The 19,704-nt window shown below is 53.3% G+C and carries 14 protein-coding genes and 3 pseudogenes; 11 read left to right on the forward strand and 6 right to left on the reverse strand.

Features of this window, described 5'->3' with window-relative positions:
- Positions 1 to 97: 97 nt before the first annotated feature.
- The gene (locus tag BMS17_RS22625) at positions 98 to 694 is read right to left on the reverse strand and encodes a TetR/AcrR family transcriptional regulator (protein ID WP_077431821.1); all 597 of its coding nucleotides are present in this window, start codon (positions 692 to 694) and stop codon (positions 98 to 100) included.
- A gap of 298 nt (positions 695 to 992) precedes the next feature.
- On the opposite strand from BMS17_RS22625, the gene BMS17_RS22630 reads away from it, so the two are divergent.
- The 10 genes and pseudogenes from BMS17_RS22630 (at position 993) to BMS17_RS31055 (ending at position 13,892) form a co-directional block, all read left to right on the forward strand.
- A complete protein-coding gene (locus tag BMS17_RS22630) occupies positions 993 to 1,991 on the forward strand; it encodes a fumarylacetoacetate hydrolase family protein (RefSeq protein WP_077431822.1) in 999 nt (332 codons plus the stop codon).
- Positions 1,992 to 2,086: 95 nt separating this feature from the next.
- Positions 2,087 to 3,013: a VOC family protein gene (locus BMS17_RS22635; protein WP_077431823.1), complete on the forward strand. Its 927-nt coding sequence runs from the start codon at positions 2,087 to 2,089 to the stop codon at positions 3,011 to 3,013.
- Positions 3,014 to 3,032: 19 nt separating this feature from the next.
- A complete protein-coding gene (locus tag BMS17_RS31045; RefSeq protein WP_077431824.1) occupies positions 3,033 to 3,383 on the forward strand; it encodes a Rieske 2Fe-2S domain-containing protein in 351 nt (116 codons plus the stop codon).
- 86 nt (positions 3,384 to 3,469) lie between these two features.
- Positions 3,470 to 4,372 (forward strand): transporter, encoded by a 903-nt coding sequence (locus tag BMS17_RS22645; RefSeq protein WP_077431825.1) that lies wholly within the window; start codon positions 3,470 to 3,472, stop codon positions 4,370 to 4,372.
- A 656-nt stretch (positions 4,373 to 5,028) separates the two neighbouring features.
- Positions 5,029 to 6,732: a DUF1302 domain-containing protein gene (locus BMS17_RS22650; RefSeq protein ID WP_077431826.1), complete on the forward strand. Its 1,704-nt coding sequence runs from the start codon at positions 5,029 to 5,031 to the stop codon at positions 6,730 to 6,732.
- Positions 6,733 to 6,744: 12 nt separating this feature from the next.
- Complete coding sequence (locus tag BMS17_RS22655) at positions 6,745 to 8,106, forward strand: DUF1329 domain-containing protein (RefSeq protein ID WP_077431827.1); 1,362 nt, start codon at positions 6,745 to 6,747, stop codon at positions 8,104 to 8,106.
- A 76-nt stretch (positions 8,107 to 8,182) separates the two neighbouring features.
- Entirely contained in the window at positions 8,183 to 9,286 is a 1,104-nt protein-coding gene (locus tag BMS17_RS22660) for a YCF48-related protein (RefSeq protein WP_077431828.1), read from the forward strand.
- Between the two features lie 4 nt (positions 9,287 to 9,290).
- Complete coding sequence (locus BMS17_RS22665; protein ID WP_077431829.1) at positions 9,291 to 11,753, forward strand: RND family transporter; 2,463 nt, start codon at positions 9,291 to 9,293, stop codon at positions 11,751 to 11,753.
- Positions 11,754 to 12,734: 981 nt separating this feature from the next.
- Positions 12,735 to 13,034 (forward strand): annotated as a pseudogene (locus BMS17_RS31050) (HAMP domain-containing protein); the annotation flags it as partial.
- The gene (locus BMS17_RS31055; RefSeq protein ID WP_371916736.1) at positions 13,029 to 13,892 is read left to right on the forward strand and encodes a methyl-accepting chemotaxis protein; all 864 of its coding nucleotides are present in this window, start codon (positions 13,029 to 13,031) and stop codon (positions 13,890 to 13,892) included. The pseudogene BMS17_RS31050 and the gene BMS17_RS31055, both read left to right, overlap by 6 nt.
- 114 nt (positions 13,893 to 14,006) lie before the next feature.
- On the opposite strand, the gene BMS17_RS22675 is transcribed toward BMS17_RS31055, so the two are convergent.
- From BMS17_RS22675 to BMS17_RS22695, 5 genes and pseudogenes are all read right to left on the reverse strand, one after another.
- Entirely contained in the window at positions 14,007 to 14,603 is a 597-nt protein-coding gene (locus tag BMS17_RS22675) for a LuxR C-terminal-related transcriptional regulator (protein WP_256577213.1), read from the reverse strand.
- 218 nt (positions 14,604 to 14,821) lie between these two features.
- On the reverse strand, positions 14,822 to 16,147 hold the full coding sequence (locus BMS17_RS22680; RefSeq protein WP_077431831.1) for an MFS transporter: 1,326 nt from the start codon (positions 16,145 to 16,147) through the stop codon (positions 14,822 to 14,824).
- A gap of 42 nt (positions 16,148 to 16,189) precedes the next feature.
- Positions 16,190 to 16,372: a DUF2783 domain-containing protein gene (locus BMS17_RS22685; protein ID WP_077431832.1), complete on the reverse strand. Its 183-nt coding sequence runs from the start codon at positions 16,370 to 16,372 to the stop codon at positions 16,190 to 16,192.
- Positions 16,369 to 18,081, reverse strand: coding sequence for an FAD-dependent monooxygenase (locus BMS17_RS22690; protein WP_077431833.1), 1,713 nt, complete (start codon positions 18,079 to 18,081; stop codon positions 16,369 to 16,371). Before BMS17_RS22690 ends, BMS17_RS22685 begins: the two co-directional genes overlap by 4 nt.
- 152 nt (positions 18,082 to 18,233) lie before the next feature.
- Positions 18,234 to 18,614: pseudogene (locus tag BMS17_RS22695) on the reverse strand (site-specific integrase); the annotation flags it as partial.
- On the opposite strand from BMS17_RS22695, the pseudogene BMS17_RS22700 reads away from it, so the two are divergent.
- Positions 18,613 to 19,629: pseudogene (locus BMS17_RS22700) on the forward strand (MFS transporter); the annotation flags it as partial. The pseudogenes BMS17_RS22695 and BMS17_RS22700 sit on opposite strands and share 2 nt — an antisense overlap.
- Positions 19,630 to 19,704: the final 75 nt, after the last annotated feature.

Below are 19,704 nucleotides of genomic sequence, written 5' to 3' on the forward strand. Positions count from 1 at the left end.
TATTCATAAGGGTCATCCAGAGACGGCCCACCCTGTATTGTGAAATACACAAGCCGGCCATAACGCCGGCTTTTTAGTATGGTAATCATCGCGATTTTCAGGATCTAGAGCCCAGCAATTCGCATATGTAATTGATATGTGATTCAGCAAAGGACTCGTCCAGAGGGGCATGACCTATCATCAGGCGCATATAAACCGGCCCATAGATCAAATCCATGAGTACTTCGACATCTGCACCTTTTGAAATGTCGCCGCTGTTTTTCCACTCTTCAAGCATCTCTCTGACGACTGCTCTTCGACCGTAATGAAATCGCTCACGGAAGACGCGATGGATGGTTGGATCAGATTGACCTTCAGCAACAATTTGAGCGACGAGCCGGCCGGGCCATCCTGAATACTGCGTTACGAAAGAACGGAAATGGTGCGTTATGGCCTCGCGTGGGCGCATGCCTCGAGGAAGCGTTGTTTTAACCAGGTGTTGCTCGATAAACGCATCGATCACGACGGAAGCCTTGGATTCCCACCATCGATAAATGGTCGCCTTACTCACTCCTGCCTCTCGTGCTATCGCTTCGATAGAGATTGCTTGAATCGATTTGTCCTGGAGGAGGCTGATAGCAGCATCCAAGATCAGTCGGCGCGTCGCTTCACTACGGGGGCGTCCAGTAGGCATTGAGGTTTTCTTAACCTGCATTGATGGGTTCCTTGGCGCTGCGGTCTTGAGATGGTCTGACAATGATTCGTTGTACGAACTTATAAACTAAACTAAACAAAACGATACGATTAGTATATTTGTTGTCTGCCAAAATTATCAATTCGACTGCTTCAGTTCCCGGCTCCTGCTGATCTGTCTTCGCCACGGCTTGGCATATCAGCGAAATCTTCTAAATTGTACCGATTTTTGCTCTTTACAAAACGGTGCGTGTCGTTTAGCTTTGAGTCTTGCAAAGCTGATTCAGGCTCATTCAAGTCAATAAAAAGAGGCAAATCACATGAAGCTAGGCCGAATTTCTGTTAACGGGCCCGACGGTGCGGAAGCCCGCTTGGTGCTGGTAGTTCCAGAGGAGCATCGGGTCATCGACCTGAAGCGCGCGCTCCATGAGCAGTTGGTCAAGGGCGGTTCTTCCCGGGAAAGCGCTCTGCAATACGCAAATGCTGTTTTCCCTGGCAGCATGTCGGCGGCAATTGCATTGGGCACGCCGTTTATCGAGGCAGCAGAAAAGATCAATGCTAAGCGGCCAGATGCACATTCAATCTCATTCGATAGCGTGCAGTGGTTGCCAGCCTCGGATCCCTCTGTGGTGCGAGATGGACTGACATTCGTGGGCCACATCAAAGGCTTCCATGAAAAAATAGGCCAGCCGCCCACTCCAAATCTTCTGAAGGTGCCCGGCTATTTCAAAGGTACGCCGCATACGGTGATTGGGCATGAAGCGGAAGTTCCGTGGCCGGGATACATCCAGCACATGGACTACGAACTGGAGCTTGGTTACGTCATCGGCAAGCGTGGAGAAAGTCTGCGTCCTGAAAACGCCCTTGATCACCTGTTCGGTATCACCATCTTCAATGACTTTAGTGCCCGCGATTGTCAGGCGGTCGAAATGCCAATTGGGATGGGCCCCACCAAGTGTAAAGACTTCGCCTACGGTATCGGGCCTTGGATTACCACCGTCGATGAATTCAAAGATTTGGACCGGATCGGCATGGAAGTCCGCGTCAATGGCGAGACTTGGGGTAAGGGTGACAGCTCCAATAAACTTTGGACAATTGGCGAGCTGATTGCCTGGGCTAGCCTTGGTGAAGCCATCGTGCCTGGCGATGTAATCGGCTCGGGTACGATGGGCGGTGGTTCCGCTCTGGAGCTCGATCGTAGGCTCCAGCCCGGTGATGTCGTCGAAATTATCGTTGATGGCATCGGAACTCTACGCAACAAGATGGGACAACCTATTTCCGGTCTATGGTGGCCTGAAGAGCGCAAGCCATTCATGTGACGTGTATTTGAAACTCACGCGCGCATCAGAGATCTCAGGCCCGGCAATGGTTCGGGCCTGACACAACAAAAACGCATTTTTTTATAGGTGTTGAAATGAACATCCTTGGCCCGGACACTTTGTATTTTGGTGTTGACGATGTCGCGCTCAGTGAGCGCTTCCTGGAAGATTACGGCCTTGAGCCGGTAGGGGGCGGACGCTTTGAGGCATTGGATGGAACTGGTGTAGTTATCAAGCATCGTGACGATCCGTCGCTCCCTGTCTGGAATTTGCCGACCGCAAACATGTTGCGCAAGACAATGTATGGCGTAAAAGACATCGCGACTCTCGCGAGCATCCGGAAGGAATTCGAGGGCGAGCGTGAAGTCAAGGTTCTGGCCGATGGTTCACTGGAGTTAGTGGACGATCTCGGATTCGCTTTGGGCTTTCAAGTTTCGATCAGAAAGCCGCACAAACTGCCCGCCGAGCGCGTAAACGCGCCGGGAGATATTCACCGTCCTGCGAACAAAACCGGTGTGGATGAAAGTTCCGAGCTCGCTCCCAAGCCACGAACGCTCTCCCACGTTGTCTATTTCGTTCCAGATATCGAAAAGGCCGAGCGCTTCTATGCTGATCGTCTGGGCTTCAAACTCACCGACAAATTTGTCGGGATGGGTCCATTTCTGCGTCCTGCGGGTACTTTCGACCACCACACCCTTTTCTTCATTCAAACCCCGCCGCATTTGCAGGGATGCGAACACTTTACCTTCCATATGGGGGGGCCTCAGGAAGTACTGCAAGCCGGCTATGCGTTTGCAGCTAAAGGTTATGAGTCATATTGGGGGCCGGGGCGACATAAGTTTGGGTCTAACTGGTTCTGGTACTTCAACACTCCATTGGGCTGCCATATCGAGTACGACGCCGATATGGATCAGCACGACGATGACTGGTCGCCGCGCGTAGCCCCTGCAATCATGGATAACTCCCAGGTGTTCCTGTTCCAGTGGCGTGAAAAATGGGCTCCTGGCGGCAAGCCTGATTAATAAGGGGGGTAAGTTGACGATGGCAAAATCTGATCGTCGCAGGCTTTGCCATCTCGAGCAAATTGCGCTAGGCCAATCTTTGGGGTTCAGGAAGGAAAGCACAGGTCCCGACGACATTTTTTTAGTCAATGACTGCGGAAATATCTATGGCTATAAAAATTCTTGTCCCCATTGGCCCGGTTCAACTATGCCAGTGCGCAAGAATCGATATCTCGACAGCGAGTCCAGTCATATCGTTTGTAGTGGTCATGGTGCGTTGTTTGAAATTAGTTCGGGTTTGTGCATAAAAGGCCCCTGTATTGGCTCGCGTTTGACTCCTGTGAGTTTGGAAATTACTGAGATTGGAGAAATATTTTTACTGGAGGAGTAGCATCCAGAGGATTTTTTGCAGATCCTTATGTTATTTGATTACGTCAATTTCCATTGAAAAAAACAAAAACAAGAAAGGAACGTGTGATGCAGACTCCAGCTGATTTTCGCCTGGTGATTTTTTTTGGTGTATTGCTTTTTGCCGCCAAATCGATGGCGCTTGAAGGAGGTGCTTCCAGTTATCCATTGGGTATTGTAACTGTCATGAGTGGGGCAGTAGGTGCTCCAGGTGAAACCCATGCCTATACATACAATAAAACTGTTGCCATAGATTCAATTCGAGATGGGCAAGGAAATAAGGTATTCCAAAAGGCTAAAGGAAGAGTTCACGCTCACGCTTTGAGATTAGTACACACGCTTGATGGGCCAACACTACTTGGCGGAAACGTTTCATTGCAGCTCGCAGTTCCTTACGTTGCCGGTCACCTGGATATTCCTGCATTGGGAGCTTTTGGTAGGGACTCCTCGAATGGAATGGGCGACCCATTATTCGGTGCCTTGGTCAGCTGGCAGTCTCCAACCTATCTTCATAACCTGGAGTTGGATTTTGTAGCGCCTTGGGGCAAATATGATGAACACGCCTTGATTAATCCAGGAAACAATAGTAAGGCAGTTTATGCTGCTTACGCCTTTACTTGGTTTCCAATACCGCAAGTTGAGGTCAGCTCGAAGATCAGCGTCAACTATAGTTACGAAAATCCAAAGACTGACTATAAATCTGGAGTGCAGGTCGTTGCAGACTATGGATTTAACTATCGGCTAACCCAGAACTGGCTGGCAGGTATTGGTGGATATTTATCGACTCAGTTGAATGATGACCAGTCCCACGGGGATGATGTAGGTAACCGAACCAAATCCATAAAGGTCGGCCCACAAGTGGGTTACGCAAGTCGGGATTTTGGAGTAGTACTCGGCTATCAAAAAGATGTTTATGCTCGTAATACTTCAGAGGGCGACACAGTGATGCTCAATGGAATGTTTAAATTTTAATTAGGTACTGTAACTTTACGCTTGGCTTCTAATGCAAGCGTTTTTTTTAATAAAATCATTGTGGCGATTTGGCTTTACTGCCCTTGACGCCACGTGCCATTCAGCGCGTATCGATTCTTAGGGTATAGAGAAGCAATACATGACGCTATTTTTTTCCGTTCAGGTTCAACTCTAAACCTTAACTTTTCTTGCAGTCATCATGCAGAACGTAACAGATGGGAGCGTGCTAAACGGTACGTTTTGTATTATTTGTATTTTCGCCGCTTAGCAGATGAACGGTGAGATTGTGCCTGCAGGTTTTCTGTTCACCCAGCACGAAAAGGGTCGGCAACTTTCAAACCTCAAAAGATCACAGCTATCTGTCTTTTAGGGCTTTCTGTCGGTGGATCCTCGGTTTTAATGGCTGCCGGGGTAACGGCATGTCAGTCCCCCCCCACTAGGGAACCGTAGGCAAAACACATCACCCCGGGCTTGACAGGCCTGGTTGATAGCTGTAAGTATACGAAACGTCCCGTATCGTAAAAATTGATGGGAATGGTCATATCGCTGGGGCTCGGTGAGACCTGGGTAGGTATATGAGTTTTCGGAAGGAGCGGTTAAGTAGCGTCAAATTTAAATTTAGCGAAGCCTAATACAAAAACAAAAGAGGTTCGTATATGCGTGTAATAAAGTCTACTGCGTACTCATATCCGTCGCCTTCAGGGCGGCCAAAGTTCTTATCATGCGTTCTAGCAGGCGGTGCGCTGAGTGTGATATCGATGAGTGCCAGTGCATTTCAAATTGATACGGGCGACAATGATCTTAGTGCACGCTGGGATAACACCCTCAAGTACAGTTCTGCATGGCGTCTGAAGGACCCAAGCAGCAAGCTTTCGAAAAGCCAAGTCAGCCTGAACCAGGATGACGGTGACCGTGCTTTTGATAAGGGCCTCATCTCTAACCGTTTCGACCTGCTCTCGGAAATGGATATCGGTTACCGCAATTTTGGTGGTCGTCTAAGCGGGGCAGCCTGGTTCGACACCGAATACCAGAAGGACAACGATAACAACAACCCCGCGCGCGCGAATCAGGTGTCGGTTGCCTATGACGAATTCACTGATGACACTCGACATCTGCACGGCGGTGATGGTGAGTTATTAGATGCATTCGTTTATTGGAATGGTGAAGTTGCGGATCGAGCTTTGTCCTTTCGTTTGGGGCGGCATGGCCTGATTTGGGGGGAAAGTCTGTTTTTCGGGGCCAACGGGATTGCTGGCGGAATGGCTCCGGTAGACGTGGTAAAGGCTATTTCAGTACCCAACACCCAGTTCAAGGAAATCACCAGACCAGTTAGTCAGTTGTCTACTTCCTACCAACTTACTGATGCGCTTTCATTGGGGGCGTTCTACCAGTTTGAGTGGGAACAAACACGATTACCTGCAGCGGGTAGCTATTTTTCCACGCTCGACATGATGGGAGAGGGGGCTGAGCGCCTGATTGTCGGGGAGCCATTCCCCGATTTTCTCGGTGGTAATCCGAGCAGCCCTGCGGCCTTTTTTCATGGTAAGGACAAAAAAGCCCGGAATTCTGGACAGGGTGGCCTGCAGTTACGCTATGCAGCTGAAACTGTCGATTACGGGCTTTATGCTATCCAATACCACGATAAAACGCCGCAGTTGTACCTCCGTCCTGGCGTAGGCGCCCCTAATTTTGCAACCGGGCAAGTAGGTGAATTCTTCTGGGTGTATCCGGAGGATATACGCGCACTGGGCGCAAGTTTTACCACGTCAGTGGGTCAGTATAACTTTGCCGGGGAAGCGTCTATGCGCTGGAATATGCCCCTGGTATCGAATGGTCAGGTCGTACTGCCAGATGTAGAGGCTGACAATGACAATCATCCACTGTACGCGGTCGGGCGGACTGCCCACGTGAATTTGAACGTGCTCGCTTCTCTCGAGCCAACTTTCATATCCAATGAGGCCAGCTTGATCGGTGAAATTGCCTGGAACCGTTTGTTGAAGGTTACTGAAAACCGATCAGCACTGGATCCGAATGCTACAGACGACGGGGTAGGGCTCAAGTTGGTGTATACACCAACTTATCGTCAGGTCTTCCCGGGCATCGATCTTGGTGTTCCGCTAGGTGTCAGCTATTTTCCTATGGGTAAGTCGCCTGTAGTTGGCGCTTTCGGTCCTGATAAAGGTGGTGATTTCAATATCGGTGTAACCGCCACCTACCTTGATCGTGTCACTTGTGGTTTGACGTACACACATTATTACGGTCCATCTGACACTACGCTCAATGAGGCCAGCCAGTTTAATTATAAGCAATCATTTAAAGATCGGGATTACGTAGCCTTCTCTATCAAGAGCACTTTCTAAGAGGACTTGAACATGATTTCTCGAATTAAATTCAGTGCCGCTTATTTTTTCATAATGAGTGCTGTTGCTTTTAGTGCGTCCGCGATGGCTGCCGGAGTAGATGATTTAGGTAAAAGCCTGACCCCCTTTGGCGCTGAGCGGGCTGGTAACGCGGATAAAACTATCCCGGCATGGGAGGGTGGATATACCACCGTTGATCCGTCTTATCAGAAGGGTGGTAAACGTGGCGATCCTTTCGCCGCGGATAAACCACTGTTCAGCATTACTTCGAAGAACATGGCTCAATACGCAGATAAGTTGAGCGATGGTGTTAAAGAAATGTTCAAACGGTATCCAGACACCTATCGAATGGATATCTACCCAACACGTCGAACAGCAGCGGCTCCGCAGTGGGTATATGACAATACAGTCAAGAATGCGGTTAATGCCAAGCTGGTAGAGGGTAGCGCGGGTCCAATGCCCGAAGGGGCTTATGGCGGCATTCCGTTTCCGATTCCGAAAAATGGTGACGAGGCGATGTGGAACCATCTGCTGAGTTGGAGCGGTACCTCCATTACGCGGGACGCTCGCTTTTATTTGATGACTGCCGATGGTCAACAGGTAATGACTACTGATGGTAAGGCTATCCAAGAGATGCCGTATTACTTTCAGGATGGCTCGACGCAGACTTTCGATGGCGATTACTGGATGATTCGCCTTCTTAATATTGGCCCGCCGATTCGTGCTGGTGAGCAGGCGATGGATCGGGCCAATCTCAATGCCGATAAATCACAGACGCATATCTACCTTGCCGGTCAACGGCGAGTGCGCAAGGTACCTAACTCCTGCTGCGACACGCCAGCGCCTTCAACAGCAGGTGTGATGGCCTATGATGAACTGTCCGTATATAAAGGGCGGCTCAACCGGTTCAATTGGAAGTTGGTAGGAAAAAAGGAACTTTATATTCCCTATAACACCAATAAATTCTTTACCGCAGGCAAACCGGAAGACGTACTTGGTAAGCGGCATCTTAATCCGGACGTCTTGCGCTGGGAACTGCATCGTGTGTGGGTTGTGGAGGCAAATCTGAAGCCTGGGGAGCGCCATCAAATGGTTAAGAGCCGTTACTACCTGGATGAAGATACCTGGCAAGCGCTGTTGGGCGATCGTTGGGATGCAAGTGGTCAATTGGCCAAAACGCTGTGGGCGCTACCGGCAGTCATGCCAGATATTCCTGCCCAGGCTTCTGTCTCGTCGGGGTTCTATGACTTTATGTCCGGTACTTGGTTTGTACTTGACCTGCTCACTGGACAGCCCTCGCAATGGGGGATTGTCGATCGTTTCAAGAAGTCTGACTTCTCGCCAACAGTAATGGCGGGGCAGGGTGTGCGTTAACGCTAAGACTCTCTGAAAAGCACCGACAATTTCAGTTGTCGGTGCTTTGCAACACGTGATTCAAGAGATAATAAAAATGATAATAAATAGTCGTTTAAGTGCCTTGGCGTTAGCTTTGGCTTTGTCTGCTTTAGCTTCGCTTGCTTGTGCTGAGGGTGGAGCCGTTGGCTCTGTCCTGAGCTCACCGGCGATGCAAATCGCCACACCCGCTCATGCTGTTCTGATTGATTTGGCACGTGCTGGTGATCGACTGATTGCGGTTGGTGAAAGAGGCGTCATTGTACTTTCCGATGACAATGGCCAGTCCTGGCGACAGGTGCAGGTACCGGTCTCAGTCAGTCTGGTTGCGGTTCAGTTCATCGATGACGAACATGGCTGGGCAGTCGGACACGGTGGCACAGTGTTGGCCACTGTGGACGGTGGTGAGCGCTGGAGCCTCCAGCTTACGGGTATACAGGCTGCAGAGATTGAGTTGAAGGCAGCTCAAGATAATAAGGCTAATGCAGTCGATGCCGACGCGGCGGATATGCGCATTTCCAATGCCGAACGCCTGGTAGCAGATGGGCCGGATAAACCATTTCTGGCGCTGCATTTTCTTGACGCCAGGCACGGCCTCGTAGCCGGCTCCTACGGAATGGTTTTTTCTACTCAGGATGGTGGGGCAACATGGCAATCGCTGATAGGCAGCATCGAAAATCCGTCGCTTGTGCACATCTACGCGATCGCTCGGAAAGACCACCTTTGGTTCCTTGCCGGTGAACAAGGTTATGTAGCTCGCTCAACAGATGACGGAAAGTCTTTCACACAATTGCCAAGCCCATATAACGGTAGCTTTTTCACCGCGAATGTACGGGGTGACGGAGCTCTGCTGATCGCGGGACTTAAAGGCCATGCCTATTTGTCATCTGATGATGGTGCCAGCTTTAATCAATTGAAGGCGTCTAGGCCGAGTTCAATCAGTAGTTCCGCTCGATTGCCAGATGGAAGTGTATTGCTAGCCAATCAAACTGGTGATTTGTTCAGTAGCTCCGCCTCAAATGGTTTAGCACTTAACCCGGTGGGCAATCCACTGGGAATTCCCGTGAGCAGCATTGTTGAGGCGGTCGACGGTAGTCTGATTACCTCCGGTTTTGCTGGTTTGTCACGTTTTTCACATCCCGCCACTGAAGTTTCGGAGTGAGCATATGAATTCCGCTCGTCATCCATCCCTGCCTGAGTCAGGCATATTTGATCCAAGGTCAGGGACCTTGGTTGAGCGTGCTCTATTCAACCATCGCCACTGGGTGCTTCTGCTATGTCTGCTGACGACGGTCCTGCTCGGTTGGCAATCCACTCGACTGGGGTTGAACGCTAGTTTCGAGAAGATGATCCCGACTGGTCATCCCTATATTGCCAATTATCTAGCCAATCAAAAGGAGCTCTCCGGACTCGGTAATACGGTGCGTATCGCTGTTGCCAACAAGAAGGGGGATATCTACGACACTGATTACCTGCGCACTTTGCAGTCCATGAACGATCGTATCTTTTTGCTGCCAGGCGTGGACCGCGTGTACATGAAGTCGCTATGGACGCCTTCCACACGCTGGGTTTCGGTGACGGAGGATGGGCTCGATGGTGGGCCGGTCATTCCTGACAAGTACGACGGCAGCCCCGCATCCCTCGCTGAGTTACGAAGCAATGTGCAGTTGTCCAACGAGATAGGCCAACTGGTAGCCTTCGACCAGCGGTCCAGCATCATTTCCATTCCTTTGCTGTCACGCACGCCGGACGGCCAACCCCTCGACTACGCCAAACTTTCTGCTCAGTTGGAAGCGCTTCGCGCCGAGTTTCAAAGCGACAATATTGACATTCACATTACGGGGTTCGCAAAGAAGGTAGGGGACCTGATAGATGGGCTGGGGCAAATCATACTGTTCTTTGCCGCCGCCATTGCTATCACGACAGTAGTGCTCTATGGCTACACCCGATGCCTGCGGAGCACATTTCTGGTCGTGCTTTGCTCGGTAGTGGCGGTTGTCTGGCAGCTTGGTTTGCTGCCGTTGCTGGGGTATGAGCTTGACCCATATTCGGTCCTGGTGCCCTTTCTGGTGTTTGCCATTGGCATGAGTCATGGCGCCCAGAAAATGAACGGCATCATGCAGGATATTGGTCGCGGCATGCACCGAGTGGTTGCCGCGCGCTTCACGTTTCGTCGCCTGTTTCTCGCCGGTCTGACTGCACTGCTTTGTGATGCTGTGGGATTCGCCGTGTTAATGATCATTCAGATCAAAGTCATTCAAGACTTGGCCATTATCGCTAGCATCGGCGTTGCGGTGCTGATTTTCACCAACCTCATTTTGCTACCCGTCCTGCTCTCCTATGTCGGCGTCAATCGCTGCGCAGCCGAGCTAAGCCTCAAGAGCGAACGGGCCGAGCAGAGTGGTCAAGCGCGACACGTTTTTTGGCGATTCCTTGACCTATTTACTCGAAAACCATGGGCCTTGATCAGCGTAGTTGTCAGCCTGGTGGCTGCTGTGCTGGGCTTTATGGTCAGCTTGCATCTGGCAATTGGCGATCTGGATGCGGGAGCGCCAGAGCTACGTTCGGACTCGCGTTATAATCTGGACGATGCCTTCATGACGCGCAGCTACGGGGCCAGCAGTGACCTGTTTGCCATAATGGTGAAGACGCCGAAGAGTGCCTGCTCTCGCTACGACATCTTGCACAAGGTCGATGATCTAGATTGGCAGTTGCGTAGTTTGCCCGGTGTCGATTCAACCAACTCCATGGCGCTGCTAAATCGTCGTATGTTGGTAGGCCTGTCTGAGGGCAACTCGAAGTGGTACGAGCTGCAAAACAACCAGGCAATGCTCAACATGATTACCGCCAGCGCGCCACGTGGACTTTACAACGAGTCCTGTAGCCTGCTGACGCTTTACGTTTTTCTCAAAGACCATAAGGCTGAAACCCTTTCGCGCCTGGTTAGTCACGTCGAAGCTTTTGCAGCGGCTAATGACACCGATGAAGTCAAATTCCAGCTTGCCGCCGGTTCTGCAGGAATAGAGGCGGCAACTAACATTGTGGTCAAAGAGGCCAATCGCGAAATGCTGTTTTGGGTGTACGGCGCGGTTATTTTGCTCTGCCTCATCACCTTCAGGTCTTGGCGAGCGACTTTGTGTGCCGTAATTCCGCTTATGCTCACGTCGATACTGTGTGAGGCATTGATGGTCGGGTTAAGTATTGGCGTAAAAGTGGCGACGTTGCCGGTAATCGCTCTAGGTGTCGGTATCGGGGTTGATTACGCGCTGTATGTAATGACCATCATGCTGGGTTTCTTGCGCGAAGGAAAAAGCCTCTCGGAAGCTTACTACCGTGCGTTGGTATCCACTGGGAAGGTTGTAATGCTCACAGGGATAACTTTGGCGATAGGTGTTGGTACTTGGATATTTTCCCCCATCAAGTTCCAGGCAGACATGGGTGTTCTCCTGGCGTTCATGTTTGTCTGGAACATGGTGGGGGCTCTTCTCCTGCTGCCGGCACTGGCTTACTTTCTTTTGCCTTCCACCCCCCGTAGCGATGCTTCCAGCATCAAAGTGGCCAACCCGATGGCGTTGAGTGAACAACCCACTTCAGGTCATCCACTGCGTCTGCACAGCGCCAGCTCCTGATCATCGCGCCACGGCGTATTACGATTGATCAAGGGCTTTCATAACAACTGCGGCGGGGGAATATAGCGCGCGGATAATCCTGGACTTGGTTCAGGTTTATCCGGCCATTGACGCTGCCTCCGTTGGGAAAGCCGTAGTGGCTCCCTCAGTGGACATGTTTCCCTGTCCCTGGCGCACCACCACTAGCATGAAGAGGGGATGGGTATGTCTTTGGTGAACCGGCTACTGGGTAATCTCTCGGTGGGAGCCAAGCTGTCAATCGGTTTTGGCTTGGTGCTGCTATTCACTCTCGGGGTGGGAATTGCCGCGTTTCATTCTTTGAGTCTGTTGGGGGTGCGCGGTGAACAACTCCGTACTGAGGACTGGATTCAAACGTTGATCCTGCAGGCTCGTATCGCGGAAAAAGAATATGCGCTAAATCTTTCTCCTCTGGCGCAGGATCAAGTGCGAGGTGCCATTGACCAGCTCATTCGCCATTTTGATGATCTCCCCCAAAAAAACAGCTCTGAGACAGCGATGCGGGATGCGTCCAGCGACTATTTAAAGCAATTCCTGAGTTATGCCGAGTCTCTTCAGCTAGCACGCGAGGCTCGCTTGCGCATGCAAACACTCGCCCAGACAGCGGGTGAGAGCTTCACCTTGGTATTTCTCGATCAGCTGGATGCATTGAGCGAGCAACAAGAACAAGGAGCCTCTCCAGGTAGTGGGAAACTGTTGTTGCTGGAGCAGACCACCGCTCTGCGTGACAAGCTGGCGAAGCTCCGTGACAGCGAACTTTATTATTCGTTGGATGGTGAGGAGCGCTTCCGTAGCGATTGGGAGATGAGCATGAGCGACCTGCTGTCTTCAATGCAGGTGCTCAATCTTGATGATCAGGAAAAGGTTTCGCTGCAGGCTGCAAGCAATGCTTTGGGAGATTATCGAAAAGCCTTCGAACAGTTCGTTGCCAGCCGCAAGCAAATAGCACTTAGTAGCGAAGCGATGAACACGCAAACCCAGCAAGTCAGCGGGTTGCTGGATAAGGCCAACCAATTTCAGAGCCAGGCGATTCAACGCGATAGTCGCAGCGCATTCCTTCAGCTTGGCCTTATCAGCCTGCTGGCATTAGCGCTGGGTGTTGGCGCCAGTCTATTAATACGCCACTTGATACTGCAGCCTTTACGTCGGGTTGTTCATTTGGCTCAACAGGTTGCTGCAGGCGACCTGAATTGTGCGCTTGACGGTAGTAGCGGTCGCCACGATGAGCTTGGGCAGCTATTGGATACGGTCAATGGCATGCTAGGTAGTTTGAGAGGCTTGGTGGGTCGAATTGGTACCGGGGTAGGCCTGCTCAATGGAACGGCAGGGAGTCTGGCAGAAGTCATTCAGCGCAGCAGCCGGGGTGTTGAAAGACAACGACAGGAGACTGAAATCGCCGCAACCGCAATGCAGCAAATGACCGCGATGGCCAGCGAAGTCGCACATAATGTCAAGGAGGCTAGTGCTGCCGTAACTCTTGCCGATGGCCAGGCGCGCGAAGGTGACGATTTGGCACGCCAAGCGGGTTCCAAGATCGATCAATTAGCTTTGGAAATGACCGGCTGCGCTGATGCCATGCAATCTTTGCTACTGGAAAGTACCGCCATAGGCGGTGTACTTGACGTTATTAAGGCTGTAGCAGAGCAGACAAATTTACTGGCATTAAATGCGGCCATAGAAGCTGCGCGAGCGGGTGAACATGGTCGTGGATTCGCGGTAGTTGCTGACGAAGTGCGTGGATTGGCGCGCCGCACACAGCGTTCTACTGCGGAAATCGAAGGCTTGATCAGTCGACTGCGTGGGGTTGCCCATCAGGCAACTGAGCGGCTACAAGGGAGTCATGTACTAACAGGAGAAACAGTGATCCTTGCTGGTCAGGCATCTCAGGCATTGACGCGTATTACCCGCGCTGTATCAAGCATTGAGCAGATGAACAAACAAATCTCGGCGGCAGCGGAGCAACAACAAGTTTTGGCACAACAGGCGAGCCAGAATATAGTGCGGGTGCGCGAGGTGGCAGAGGAAAGCGCCCAGGAAAGTGTGAAATTGCAGCAGTTGACGCTCGAACTCCAGCAAGTGGATCAGGAGTTGAATGCAGCGGTCGGTCACTTTCGCACGTAAGTATTTTCATCCAGCAGCGGAGTTACGAAGTCGCAATAGCCACCCTTGGCTAGCGGTGAATGAAAGATGCTCAGACTCGCGGTTTTTCGCCAATGCTCAGTATTCAACGCCCGTTCAGGACCAACGACTTCTCACTACCAGCCCCAGCAATTCTCGATGTCCGCTGACTCCCACCTTTCGATAAAGTCGCTTGATGTAGGTAGCGGCGCTTGAGCGCTGGATTCCCATCAGGGGCGCAATGTCTTCCGCCCCCAGGCCACTGAGCAAATGCCTGAGCAGTTCACGGTCCCGACGAGTCAGTTCAGGAAAGAGTAACTCGACGCGTTGACTTAACAAGGACGGCATCTGATTGGCTTCGATAAAGGCGCGATAGTGCAATCGCGTGACTTGAATCAGTAACGGCGCAACCGATTCGATAAATTCAATCTCGCGCTGATTGAAGTTGCCGTGCTCACGACCTCGATAGAAGTTGATCGACAGCCAGGCCCCGCCCTCTTCCTGATGATTGAGCAAGGCCATGCGCTGAGATATTTGTGGTTGCTCGTAGCAGACCCACCGATAGTCACGATGGGTAATGTCTTCAACTGATTGAAGCTGAGCCAGGATTCGCGCACCGCCGTATTTTGCCCGATGGTCGAGCATCGCTTGGCGGTTGCCGTCCAGGCTGTGAAAACGCTCGACGTAGTCCCGGGAAATGCGCGATATTTGCACGAGTCTTGCCTGATCGGAGCACGACAACACCTGCGGCTCCTGGCCTTGCGGATAAGCGAAAATTGTACATTGAGCCAGCGGCATTTCACCCCGTACCAGGGTCAGTAACTCTGCCGCCAACCAAGTTCGGCAGTCCTCGCCTACCCGAGCCAATAGATGAGCAATTTCCCCCGTCGTCAATGGGCTCTGATGGTAAACGTTGGTAAGCAGCCAGTGGTTCATTCAGGGATGAGTTCACGTGATGAAGGTTGGCGTTCGTGGGGTAGTGTGCGTACCAGCATTGCAGCCACCAGTAACAGCAGCGCAGCGTACAGACAACCGGCGGTATAGGTATGGGTAAGGTCTTTCAGCCAGCCGACCACTAAGGGGTTAAGGGCAGACCCCAGATTACCCACTGCATTGATCACCGCGATGCCCACCGCCCTGGCTTGAAAACTCAATGAGCGATCCGGCAGGGTCCAGAAAATCGACATGGCCGTATAGGAACCCGTCGCCGCCATGCAGACCCCGGCCAGCTGCACGATCGGCTCACTCGACAGGGCCGTGCAACACCAGCCTGTTGCAGCTAGCAGCATTGGAAGCGCCAGGTGCCAACGCCGCTCTTGGGTCAGGTCCGAGTGTCGGCCCCAGAGGATCATGCCAATGATGGTGCATATTTGCGGAATTGCCGACAACAATCCGATCAGCGTATTGCTCTGGCCAGCGCTGAAGCTCTTGACGATCAACGGCGTCCAGACTGCGATCATCGCCAAGGTGTTGACCAGGCAAAAGTACACCAGACAGAACAGAATCACCGATGGCGACAGCAGCTCACGTCCCCAGTGAGCGTGAGGGGAAGGTGCCTGACGGTCACGCTCGATCAACTCGGCCAACTGCAGCTTCTCATCGTCGCTCAACCAGTGTGCCTTGCGCGGCTGATCATCCAGATAACCGTACACCGCCAGACCGAGTACGACGCTGGGTAGTCCTTCAAGAAGAAACAGCCATTGCCAGCCTGCCAGGCCCCAGTGGCCATCCAGCCCCAAAATGGCACCGGACAAGATCGAGCCAAAGCCCGCGGTAAACGGCATGGCGATCATGAACAGCGCATTGGCACGAGCCCGGTACGCTGCTGGAAACCAGAACGTCATGTACAACAGCACACCGGGCAGAAATCCTGCCTCGGTGATACCAACCAACGCACGCAACCAATACAGACTGGCTGCGTCATGCGCAAACAGGGTGGCTGTCGACGCGAGTCCCCAAGCAATCATCAGGCTGCCAATCCAGCGACGGGCGCCGAGTTTCGCCAAGGCCATGTTGCTGGGGATGCCGCAGGCGATGTAGGCCAGGTAAAAAATCGTCGTTGCCATACCGAACTGGGTACTGCTCAAACCCAGATCGTCCATCATCGTCAGCCCGGCGAAGCCGATGTTGATACGGTCCAGAAATGAAAAAACGAAGCAGATGAAAAGAAACCACAGCAGGCGTTTCGAAACCTTGGCAATGACCGGCGGTTGAGCGCCGGCCTCCACGCCAGGGGTCACAGCAGGACGGGATGGCATAGGGGTGATCCTGTTCTTGTAATTATTGGCTGGCGCGAAGCTTTACAGGTCTTGTCCGGCGCATTTGATCAGTGCGTCGAAGCGCTCGGCATCGTTCAGTGCCTCGGCCGCCAGTAGGGCCAGCTTGACCAGAAACAACTCGCTGTCGTTACCCGTACGATCAATCGCCTCGGCAAGTTGGTCATAGGCGCGTTCGAGGTCTGTTACGTTCATTGACTGGCTCATGGGTGGTCACTCCCGTTGTGGCCAAGGGCCTGGTTCAATCCATGGCGCAAACGCTCGCCATCCAGATGCAACCAGCGCGCGCAGACATGCTGGTCCGGGCGCGCCAGATAGGCGGCGCCTGCGTGCTGCACGCCGTAACGCGTGCTGAACAGATTGTCGCAATCGGTCAGGGTCAGGTCGGCGTGTTGCACCTGAAGGACTCCATTCGTGGCGATCGCGATCACTTGTATTGGCAGTCCCTGGCGGCGCCGAGCCTGGACTTGTGCAACGACTTCGACATCGAGTGCCGCCGCGTCAGTGAAGCAAATCAAATGATAAGCGGGCGCCAACTCATCGAAGAGATAGTGCTGCTCTGCCAGACGTACATTCAGCAACGGTGCACCGTTGCGCGGCCCGCCGGTAAACAATTGATTATCGTCGTTCACCGCGTTGAGTTGCGAATCGGCATAATCGTGAGCCCTTGAAGTCCGCCAGTGATAGAGCGGGCGCACGAACTCCCGGGTCAACGACAGCGACAGCACCGCATCGCGCAACAGACGATAACCGCGGCTAGGCGGCGCCATGAACCGCGTGCTCTTGCCTGCCTCTTCAATGATTTCACGAGCAGCCTTGACCCGTTCGTCACTGTAAGAAGCCAGCAGTCCGGCACCGGCCAGGCCTTTGATGTGCAGGGCCAGTTTCCAGCCCAAGTCGTGGCAATCCTGGAAGCCGGTATTGGCCCCGCGCACGCCGAAAATCGGTAACAGGTGCGCCGCGTCTCCGGCGAAAATCACGCGGTCGTTGATGTACTCCGCCAGGGTCAGCGCCCGGGCCGAGTACACCGAACTCCAATCCAGCTCCCATACCGGGTTCTCGACGCCGAGCATCGCCAGTTGCGCATCGATGCGCTCACGCAAGGAGTCGGGGTGCAGCGCCTGCTCGGGCGTTTCGTCCACGGGCAACTGGTAATCGATGCGCCAGATATCGCCAGGCTCGCGGTGCATCAACACGGTGTTGCCGGGGTTCCAGGCGGGATCGAAAAACGCCAGGCGTTCGGTCGGCAGATCAAGCTTGATGCGGATGTCGGCAATCACGAACCGCCCCTCATAGGACGCCCCTTCAAGCTTGAGCCCCAGCAACGAGCGCAGTCCGGAGCGGGCGCCATCGGCGGCCACCACCCAATCGGCCTCCAGGCTATAGGTATCGCCCGGGGTATCGACTTGCAATACCGCACCGTCGACGCCTTGCTCTATATCGATGACTTTGTTGCCCCAACGCAATTCGATCAGCGGTTGAGCCTGGGCGGCCTCTACCAAATGTTGCTCGAGGTACTGCTGTTGCAAGTTGGTCATCGGCGCAAAACGATCATGCTCGTCGACCGGTGCTTCCATGCGAAAAACCCGTTGGCCGCGGTAGTACGAATTGCCGAAACGCCAGGGCAGACCCTGCTCGGTTACCGCCTCGGACACCCCCACTTGCTGGAAAATTTCCATGGAACGACGGGTGAACACAATCGCGCGGCTGCCTTCGCAGACTTGCTGCTCAGCGGCCAGAACGGTACTTCGGACACCATAGCGCGCCAGTTCGAGCGCCAGCGTCAGGCCAATAGGTCCGGCACCCACAATCGCAACGGGCGAGCGATTGACGATGCTTGGGGACGGTACGAAAGCAGGATAAACCTGATAGGGAAAATACAGAGATTGATGGGGTACGATCTGAGGCTGATGCATGGTCCGGCGGCTCCCGGTTTATTGTTATCGGGGACAAATTTTGTCTTTGAGCCACTCTAAACCCGAGCGCTCAGAAAGATGTCCCCTTCAGGGGACATCTTTCTGAGCGCTCGTATTGACCAACTGCTAGAAAATCGCCAACCGGTAGTGACTTATGAAGGCGGTAGGGATCCAGTCGCGGTATACGTTGGAAAAGACATCATCGACTCGGCTGGTGGATGCTCGTAGGTTGAGGGCAAGACAGCACTGAATCGATCGCCCAACAGGTTCCAGGCACGCTTCTTCTCTTCGGCATAGTCGTGATGTAGGTAATGGCGCCTCACCCGCGAACCGGCCAGCACATGGTATTGGCAGCGGTCGATGACGTCCAGGCTGACACCCAAGGCTTGCATCATGGTCGCCCCCGTACGGCGCAGGTCATGCGGAGTCCAGTCGCCGTTTTGGCCGTCGGCAAGGACCAGGGTATCGTCATGGCACCGTCTGGAGAGGGCCTTACGGTTTTTGAACCGGGCCTGGCGATCGCCGACCTGTTTATATGGCGCGCTGTCTCTGAGCATTCTATTTTCCGCGATGCTGGCGCCATTGACCAGTCGGCTGATCGCCCGCTACGGCGGTCGCCCCATCCTGGCCAGTAGCGGCCTGGGTGTCGCCATCGGATTATTTCTGATGGCCAGCTCGACCTCGTTACCGATGTTTCTTTTGTCTTGGGCAGTGATTAGCGTCGGCATGGCGCTGGGGCTGTATGAAGCCCTGTTCGCAGCTTTAGGTTCTCTATACGGGGAGCGGGCGGGCACTGCGATTACCGGGGTCACGCTTATTTCAGGGTTCGCCACAACGCCGTCATGGCCCGCGGTGGCGCCGGTCATCGATCACGTTGGCTGGCGCACGACGTGCGTGGCGTATGGGGTGTTATTGGTCATTGCCGTGGCACCGCTTTATCTCTTGGTGCTGGCGCGTGGCGTAGGGCCACTCGCCCAAAGCCATACAACGGGTGATGAAAACCTCTCAATCGACCTGCGGATCTACCTGTTGCTCACGCTGATTTTTGCGTTAGGCGCAGTGATCATGACGGCGATGTCGGTCCAGCTGATTTCATTGTTGCAGGGGCAGGGTTACTCGCTTGCAGCCGCCATCGGACTGAGCGCGTTGCTGGGGCCGAGCCAGGTAGGATCAGGTGTTCTACAAGTTTTTTCGCGTAAGCGACACCCGATCTGGACGACGTTGATCTCCGTGGTATTCGTGGCAATCGGTCTGCTGTTTGTGACCATCGCACCGGCAATGACTGCGCTGGGGCTGGTGATCTATGGCGCGGGTAATGGTTTGCGGGCGATCGTTCGAGGACTGCTGCCATTGGCTCTCATGTCGCCCGCCCATTATGTTTTGCTGATGGGGCGCATGGCTCGGCCTTCGCTCATAGGACAAGCCTTGACCCCCCTAGCAGGCGGTTACTTATTGCAGACCTGGGGCGCTGGCGGTGTGCTTGCGGGCCTGAGTGCGCTAGCCGTATTGAACTTGCTCTTGGTCTTGCTGCTCATTCGACTGATATGAAAGGAACAGCGCTGACCCGGTGACAGAGTCAGCCATGCACGGCCGAAGGCCCCGACACTGTGGCCGCGTTTATCG

The organism is Pseudomonas sp. C9 (assembly GCF_002000165.1).
Classification (GTDB): domain Bacteria; phylum Pseudomonadota; class Gammaproteobacteria; order Pseudomonadales; family Pseudomonadaceae; genus Aquipseudomonas.